General features: G+C 45.0%; 7 protein-coding genes. All 7 read left to right on the top strand.

What is annotated here, in order from left to right:
* Window positions 1-251: 251 nt before the first annotated feature.
* The 7 genes from secE (at window position 252) to rpoB (ending at window position 7,943) form a co-directional block, all read left to right on the top strand.
* Window positions 252-632 (top strand): preprotein translocase subunit SecE, encoded by a 381-nt coding sequence (secE, locus tag VOR_RS0106825; RefSeq protein WP_010318967.1) that lies wholly within the window; start codon window positions 252-254, stop codon window positions 630-632.
* Between the two features lie 12 nt (window positions 633-644).
* Window positions 645-1,193: a transcription termination/antitermination protein NusG gene (gene nusG / locus VOR_RS0106820; RefSeq protein WP_010318966.1), complete on the top strand. Its 549-nt coding sequence runs from the start codon at window positions 645-647 to the stop codon at window positions 1,191-1,193.
* Window positions 1,194-1,326: 133 nt separating this feature from the next.
* A complete protein-coding gene (rplK, locus tag VOR_RS0106815; protein ID WP_010318965.1) occupies window positions 1,327-1,755 on the top strand; it encodes a 50S ribosomal protein L11 in 429 nt (142 codons plus the stop codon).
* 4 nt (window positions 1,756-1,759) lie between these two features.
* Window positions 1,760-2,461: a 50S ribosomal protein L1 gene (gene rplA / locus VOR_RS0106810; RefSeq protein WP_010318964.1), complete on the top strand. Its 702-nt coding sequence runs from the start codon at window positions 1,760-1,762 to the stop codon at window positions 2,459-2,461.
* Between the two features lie 286 nt (window positions 2,462-2,747).
* Window positions 2,748-3,236 (top strand): 50S ribosomal protein L10, encoded by a 489-nt coding sequence (rplJ, locus tag VOR_RS0106805; protein ID WP_010318963.1) that lies wholly within the window; start codon window positions 2,748-2,750, stop codon window positions 3,234-3,236.
* A gap of 60 nt (window positions 3,237-3,296) precedes the next feature.
* Window positions 3,297-3,662: a 50S ribosomal protein L7/L12 gene (gene rplL / locus VOR_RS0106800; protein ID WP_010318962.1), complete on the top strand. Its 366-nt coding sequence runs from the start codon at window positions 3,297-3,299 to the stop codon at window positions 3,660-3,662.
* Between the two features lie 252 nt (window positions 3,663-3,914).
* A complete protein-coding gene (rpoB, locus tag VOR_RS0106795; protein ID WP_010318961.1) occupies window positions 3,915-7,943 on the top strand; it encodes a DNA-directed RNA polymerase subunit beta in 4,029 nt (1,342 codons plus the stop codon).
* Window positions 7,944-8,021: the final 78 nt, after the last annotated feature.

Raw genomic sequence — 8,021 nt, 5'->3', positions numbered from 1 at the left:
GCTGATTTAGCCGTTTAAATACGAATAGTATTTGACTAACAACTACTAAAAAGGGCATCATTTGATGCCTTTTTTCTGCGCTAAATTTGGTCGTTGTCGATTTGTTGGTCGATAGAGCCAGTGCAAAGGATTTAAGATAGAAGTCTCTCTGTCTTGATGAGTATGTATAGGTAACTTTACTTATACTATGGATTTGCCCTGCAACAGCGGGGTTGTTGTCGTCTATGTTAAGACTTGTAACAGGTTGGTTTATGAAAGCAAACAATGCTGAAATTCCTGATAGCTCAAGTGCAGCAGACACATTTAAGTGGATTGTCACTTTTGCTCTGTTAGCCGCCGCTGTTGTGGGTAATTACCTGTATGGTGAAATGTCTGTAGTACTTCGTGCTGCAGGTGTGGTTGCGCTGATTATTGCAGCACTCGGTGTTGCTGCGACAACCACAAAAGGAAAAGCGGCGATAGTGTTTGCGCGCGAATCTCGTATGGAAGTTCGTAAAGTGGTGTGGCCAACACGCCAAGAAACTATGCAAACAACACTAATCGTTTTAGCTGTAAGTATCGTAATGGCTCTAGCACTGTGGGGCATTGACGGCATAATGGTTCGTCTTGTCGCTTTTGTGACTGGGGTATAGAGGGTTTAATACATGAGTGAAGCTCCTAAAAAACGCTGGTATGTAGTTCAAGCCTTCTCTGGATTTGAAGGCCGCGTGGCGCAATCGCTGCGTGAGCATATCAAGATGCACGCAATGGAAGAATTCTTCGGTGAAGTTCTTGTTCCAACAGAAGAAGTTGTTGAAATGCGTGCAGGTCAACGCCGTAAAAGTGAGCGCAAGTTCTTCCCTGGCTATGTATTGGTACAGATGCTCATGAATGATGAGTCCTGGCACTTAGTGCGTAGCGTTCCTCGTGTAATGGGTTTCATCGGTGGAACCTCTGATCGCCCAGCTCCTATTACCGACAAAGAAGCGGATGCGATTCTTAACCGTCTAGAGAAAGCGAGCGAAGCTCCGCGTCCTAAGACGATGTTTGAAGCAGGTGAAGTGGTTCGTGTTAACGAAGGTCCCTTTGCTGATTTCAATGGTACCGTTGAAGAAGTGGATTACGATAAAAGCCGCATTAAAGTATCAGTTTCTATCTTTGGTCGTGCAACTCCTGTTGAGCTTGAGTTTGGCCAAGTCGATAAGGTTGATTAAAAAAACACCTTTTAGAGTTGTTAAGAGCGTGAAATGTGATTATAATTTCGCGCCTTATTTACACGTCTTTATGACAAAGTAACCGGGGAGCTGATCAGTTGATTGGCGTTTGTACCCACATTTAGGAAATATCATGGCTAAGAAAGTTGAAGCTTATATCAAGTTGCAAGTTGCATCTGGTATGGCGAACCCAAGTCCACCAGTTGGTCCTGCACTAGGTCAACGTGGTGTTAACATCATGGAATTCTGTAAAGCGTTTAACGCAAGAACAGAATCAATGGAGAAAGGCTTGCCTACTCCAGTTGTTATCACTGTATACAGCGACCGTTCTTTCACGTTCGTAACTAAGACTGCTCCAGCGGCTGTTCTTCTGAAGAAAGCTGCAGGCATCAAGTCTGGTTCAGGCCGTCCAAACACTGAAAAAGTGGGCACGGTCACTGATGCTCAAATCCAGGAAATCGCAGAAGCAAAAGCGGCTGACATGACTGGTGCTGACATTGAAGCGATGAAGCGTTCTATTGCGGGTACTGCTCGTTCAATGGGCCTAGTGGTAGAGGGTTAATATCATGGCAAAACTAACTAAGCGTATGCGCACTATTCGTGAGAAAGTTGACGCAACTAAAGAATACGAAATCAACGAAGCTGTAGCTCTTCTTAAAGAACTTGCAACGGCCAAATTCGTTGAGTCTGTAGACGTTGCTGTGAACCTTGGCATTGATGCTCGTAAATCTGACCAAAACGTACGTGGTGCAACTGTACTACCACACGGTACAGGTCGTGAAGTACGTGTAGCAGTGTTCACTCAAGGTGCAAACGCTGAAGCAGCTAAAGCTGCAGGTGCAGATTTAGTGGGTATGGAAGATCTAGCTGAGCTAGTGAAAAAAGGCGAAATGAACTTTGACGTTGTTGTTGCTTCTCCAGATGCAATGCGCGTTGTAGGTCAACTAGGTACCATTCTTGGTCCTCGCGGCCTAATGCCAAACCCTAAAGTTGGTACTGTAACTCCTAACGTTGCTGAAGCGGTTAAGAATGCTAAAGCGGGTCAGGTTCGTTACCGTAACGATAAAAACGGCATCATCCATACAACTATCGGTAAAGTTTCTTTCGAAACTAGCCAACTGCAAGAGAACTTAGAAGCTCTTTTAGTTGCGCTTAAGAAAGCGAAACCTTCTTCTGCTAAGGGTACTTACCTGAAGAAAGTGAGCATTTCTACTACCATGGGTGCTGGTGTTGCTGTTGATCAGAACACGCTAAGCGCTAAAGCGTAATAATACATTTGATTAGGTGCGGAATTTATGTATAATTCTGCGCCTAATATTTGTGGTTGGGGCTGAATTTAGTTCTTTGAACTATGACCCAGTCTCCGTCCAAGACCGTAGGCGTTATTTCTCTTTATGATAAATAACTTAATCGTACCTACGTAGATGGTGCCCGAACTGACAGAAAGCAGACTTTATTTTTAATAGATAAACTTTCTTCTGGGACTGCACCGAAATAACTCTCACTGTTGTGATAATAGTGAGTGGTGTAACGACAACCAGGAGTAAATCCAAGATGGCTTTAAACCTTCAAGACAAACAAGCAATTGTTGCTGAAGTCAACGAAGCGGCCAGTGGTGCACTTTCTGCAGTTGTTGCTGACTCTCGTGGCGTTCAAGTAGGCGCGATGACTTCTCTACGTAAACAAGCTCGTGAAGCGGGTGTTTACATGAGAGTTGTTCGTAATACTCTAGCACGTCGCGCAGTGGAAGGCACAGCTTACGAATGTCTACAAGACGTATTCGTAGGTCCTACTTTGATCGCATTCTCTAACGAGCATCCAGGTGCTGCAGCGCGTCTTTTTAAAGACTTCGCTAGAGAGAACAAGCACTTTGAAATCAAAGCAGCTGCATTTGAAGGCGCACTAACTGACGCTGAACTACTAGCGACACTACCAACTTACGACGAAGCAATCGCACGCCTAATGATGTGCATGAAAGAAGCTTCTGCTGGCAAGCTGGTACGTACTATCGCTGCTATCCGCGATCAAAAAGAAGCTGCGTAATTCGCATTGCTTTTTATTGTTTGCTAAATAAACTTATTGTTGACTTAAAAGAGAATTGTTATGTCTATTACTAACGAGCAAATCCTAGATGCAGTTGCAGAAATGTCTGTAATGCAAGTTGTTGAACTTATCTCTGCTATGGAAGAGAAGTTCGGTGTTTCTGCTGCAGCTGCAGTAGTTGCAGGTGGCCCAGCAGCAGCAGCTGTTGAAGAGCAAACTGAATTCGACGTAATCCTAACTGCTGCTGGCGCAAACAAAGTATCTGTAATCAAAGCAGTACGTGGCGCAACTGGCCTAGGTCTTAAAGAAGCTAAAGCTCTAGTTGACGGCGCTCCAGCTGCAATTAAAGAAGCCGTTTCTCAAGCAGAAGCTGACGCACTTAAGAAAGAGCTAGAAGAAGCTGGTGCGACTGTTGAAGTTAAGTAATTATTACTTAATTTCTTAGCCGTAAGGCTAATGGCTGGTGGTTTATTGACCACCGGCCTTTTTGCGCTGTAGGGTATGGGTGAATTTTCCCGCTGTTTAGACGCTTATACTCGTGCAAAAGCACACAAACTATCATTTTTAGATGATGTTGTGTTACTACAGTAAACAGCTGTTAGTCACTGTCCAATGACCTTTTATTTTTGAATAATTGGTGGGCAGTTTGGGTCACTTATCAGCGAGCTGAGGAACCCCATGGTTTACTCTTATACCGAGAAAAAGCGCATCCGTAAGGACTTTGGTACTCGTCCACAAGTGTTGGACATTCCATACCTGCTATCGATCCAGCTCGATTCGTTCGACAAGTTTATCGAACAGGATCCTGAAGGACAATACGGTCTTGAGGCTGCTTTTCGTTCTGTATTTCCTATTCAGAGCTATAACGGCAATTCTGAGCTGCAATACGTTAGCTATCGTCTTGGTGAGCCAGTTTTTGACGTTAAAGAATGTCAAATTCGTGGTGTAACTTATTCTAAGCCACTACGCGTAAAACTACGCCTAGTGATCTTTGATAAAGACGCACCAGCAGGTACTGTAAAAGATATTAAAGAACAAGAAGTCTACATGGGTGAAATTCCACTCATGACAGACAATGGTACCTTCGTAATTAATGGTACTGAGAGGGTTATCGTATCCCAGCTGCACCGAAGCCCAGGCGTATTCTTCGACAGCGATAAGGGTAAAACTCACTCATCAGGTAAAGTTCTTTATAACGCACGTATTATTCCTTACCGTGGTTCATGGTTAGATTTTGAGTTTGATCCAAAAGATAACCTGTATGTACGTATTGACCGTCGTCGTAAACTGCCAGCATCGATCATTCTTCGTGCACTTGGTAAATCGACAGAAGAGATCTTGGATCTGTTCTTCGAAAAAGTGAAGTTTGAAGTCAAAGACCAAACTCTTCTTATGGAGTTGGTACCTGAGCGCCTGCGTGGCGAAACAGCGTCATTTGATATTGAAGCAAATGGTACCGTTTATGTCGAAAAAGGCCGTCGTGTAACGGCTCGTCATATCCGTCAACTAGAAAAAGATAACGTTGATTTTATCGAAGTACCCGTTGAGTACATCGTAGGTAAAGTCGCTTCTAAAGATTATGTCAATGAAGCAACTGGTGAAGTCATCGTTAGCGCAAACCAAGAAATTAGCTTGGAAGCATTAGCGAATCTTTCACAAGCGGGCTATAAGAAACTTGAAGTTCTATTTACGAACGATCTTGATCATGGTCCATTTGTGTCTGAGACGCTGCGCATCGACAGTACGGTTGATCGTATTTCTGCGCTAGTAGAAATCTACCGCATGATGCGCCCTGGCGAGCCACCAACAAAAGAAGCAGCCGAATCGCTGTTTGAAAGCCTATTCTTCTCAGAAGAACGCTATGACCTATCAACAGTAGGCCGTATGAAGTTCAACAGCTCAATTGAGCGTGAAGATGCCGGCGAGCTTGGTACGCTTGACGAAACTGACATCATCGAAGTGATGAAGAAGTTGATCGCCATTCGTAACGGCATTGGCGAAGTGGACGATATCGACCACCTTGGCAACCGTCGTATTCGCTCTGTTGGTGAAATGGCTGAAAACCAATTCCGCGTAGGTCTTGTGCGTGTTGAACGTGCAGTGAAAGAGCGCTTAAGCCTTGGCGATCTTGATGCGATCATGCCTCAAGATTTGATCAATGCGAAGCCTATCTCTGCGGCCGTTAAAGAATTCTTCGGTTCTTCACAGCTTTCTCAGTTTATGGACCAGAACAACCCACTTTCAGAAGTGACGCACAAACGTCGTATTTCTGCATTGGGCCCTGGCGGTCTAACTCGTGAGCGTGCTGGCTTTGAGGTACGTGACGTACACGTAACTCACTACGGTCGTCTATGTCCGATCGAAACGCCAGAAGGTCCGAACATCGGTCTAATTAACTCACTATCTGCATTTGCACGTTGTAACGAATATGGTTTCCTTGAGACTCCGTACCGTCGTGTTGTTGATGGTGTGGTGACTGATGAAGTTGATTACTTGTCAGCTATCCAAGAAGGTCAATTTGTTATCGCGCAGGCAAACGCCATTCTGACTGAAGAAGGTACGTTTGCAGATGAGCTGATCACAGCTCGTCAAAAAGGTGAATCTGGTCTTCACCCTCGTGAACATGTTGACTACATGGACGTTGCGACCAATCAGGTCGTATCAATCGCCGCTTCGCTTATCCCGTTCCTAGAACACGATGATGCGAACCGTGCATTGATGGGTGCGAACATGCAACGTCAAGCGGTTCCAACGTTACGCGCTGAGAAGCCGTTGGTTGGTACTGGTATCGAACGTAATGTAGCGGTTGACTCTGGTGTAACTGCCGTTGCCAAACGTGGCGGTATGGTGCAGTCAGTTGATGCGTCTCGTATCGTAGTTAAAGTTAATGAAGATGAACTTGTATCTGGTGAAGCGGGTATCGACATCTACAACCTAACTAAATACACACGTTCGAACCAAAACACATGTATTAACCAACGTCCTACTGTGATGCCAGGTGAACCTGTAGCTCGCGGTGATGTCCTTGCTGATGGTCCTTCAACAGACCTTGGTGAGCTAGCGCTTGGCCAAAACATGCGTATCGCATTCATGCCTTGGAATGGTTATAACTTTGAAGACTCGATCTTAGTCTCTGAGCGTGTCGTTCAAGAAGACCGTTTCACGACTATCCACATCCAAGAACTTTCTTGTGTGGCTCGTGATACTAAGCTGGGCTCTGAAGAGATCACAGCGGATATTCCAAACGTAGGTGAATCGGCTCTGTCTAAACTAGACGAGTCAGGTATCGTTTACATTGGTGCTGAAGTTAAGGGTGGTGACATCCTAGTTGGTAAAGTAACGCCGAAAGGTGAAACTCAGCTGACTCCAGAAGAGAAGCTACTACGTGCAATCTTCGGTGAAAAAGCCTCTGATGTTAAAGATACGTCACTGCGTGTACCAAACTCTGTTTCAGGTACCATTATCGATGTTCAAGTTTTCACTCGCGATGGCGTAGAGAAAGACAAGCGTGCGCTTGAAATTGAACACATGCAGCTAAAAGAAGCGAAGAAAGACCTTACTGAAGAGTTCCAAATTCTTGAAGGTGGTCTACTAGCGCGTGTGAAAGCTGTACTGATCAATGGTGGCTATTCTGAAGCGAAGCTTGATGCGATCGATCGTAAGAAATGGCTAGAGCAAACACTAGAAAACGACGAGCTACAATCTCAACTTGAACAGCTTGCTGAGCAGTGGGATGAGCTAAAAGCTGACTTCGATAAGAAGTTCGAAGCGAAACGTCGCAAAATCACTCAAGGTGATGATCTAGCGCCTGGCGTTCTGAAGATTGTTAAAGTTTACCTAGCGGTGAAACGTCGTATCCAGCCTGGTGATAAGATGGCAGGTCGTCACGGTAACAAGGGTGTAATCTCTAAGATCAACCCTGTTGAAGACATGCCTTACGATGAAAACGGTCAGCCGGTTGATATCGTATTAAACCCACTAGGTGTACCGTCACGTATGAACATCGGTCAGATCCTTGAAGTTCACTTAGGTCTGGCTGCAAAAGGTATTGGTGACAAGATCAACCAAATGGTTAAAGAACAACAAGAGCTGTCTAAGCAGCGTGAGTTCTTACAGAAGGTTTATGATCTTGGCGATACGCGTCAGAAAGTAGATATTGCTGCTCTGTCTGATGGTGATGTTCGTACTCTTGTGAACAACCTTCGTGGTGGTTTACCGATTGCAACTCCAGTATTTGATGGTGCGTCAGAAGCATCAATCAAAGAACTATTAAGCCTAGCCGACCTACCAACTTCTGGTCAGCTAACACTGTTTGATGGTCGTACTGGTGATGCATTCGAGCGTCCTGTAACTGTCGGTTACATGTATATGCTCAAACTGAACCACCTTGTTGATGACAAGATGCACGCTCGTTCAACAGGTTCGTACAGCCTAGTAACTCAGCAACCACTTGGTGGTAAAGCTCAGTTCGGTGGTCAGCGTTTCGGTGAGATGGAAGTGTGGGCACTAGAAGCATACGGTGCTGCATATACACTACAAGAAATGCTTACTGTTAAGTCAGATGACGTTAACGGTCGTACCAAGATGTATAAGAACATCGTTGATGGTAACCATAGCATGGAACCTGGCATGCCAGAGTCTTTCAACGTATTGCTGAAAGAGATCCGCTCGCTAGGTATCAACATCGAGCTAGAAGACGAAGAGTAATCTTGGCGGTAAACCCTCTGGATTATCCTGGTAGAAAGGCGCTCGCCGAGCGCCTTTTAACTCCTTACAGGATCTGAT

Origin of the sequence: Vibrio ordalii ATCC 33509, assembly GCA_000257205.1 — a bacterium.
GTDB classification, from domain to species: Bacteria; Pseudomonadota; Gammaproteobacteria; order Enterobacterales; family Vibrionaceae; genus Vibrio; species Vibrio ordalii.
Note: the sequence above shows the minus strand (reverse complement) of the source record. Positions and strands in the feature narration are given on the sequence as shown.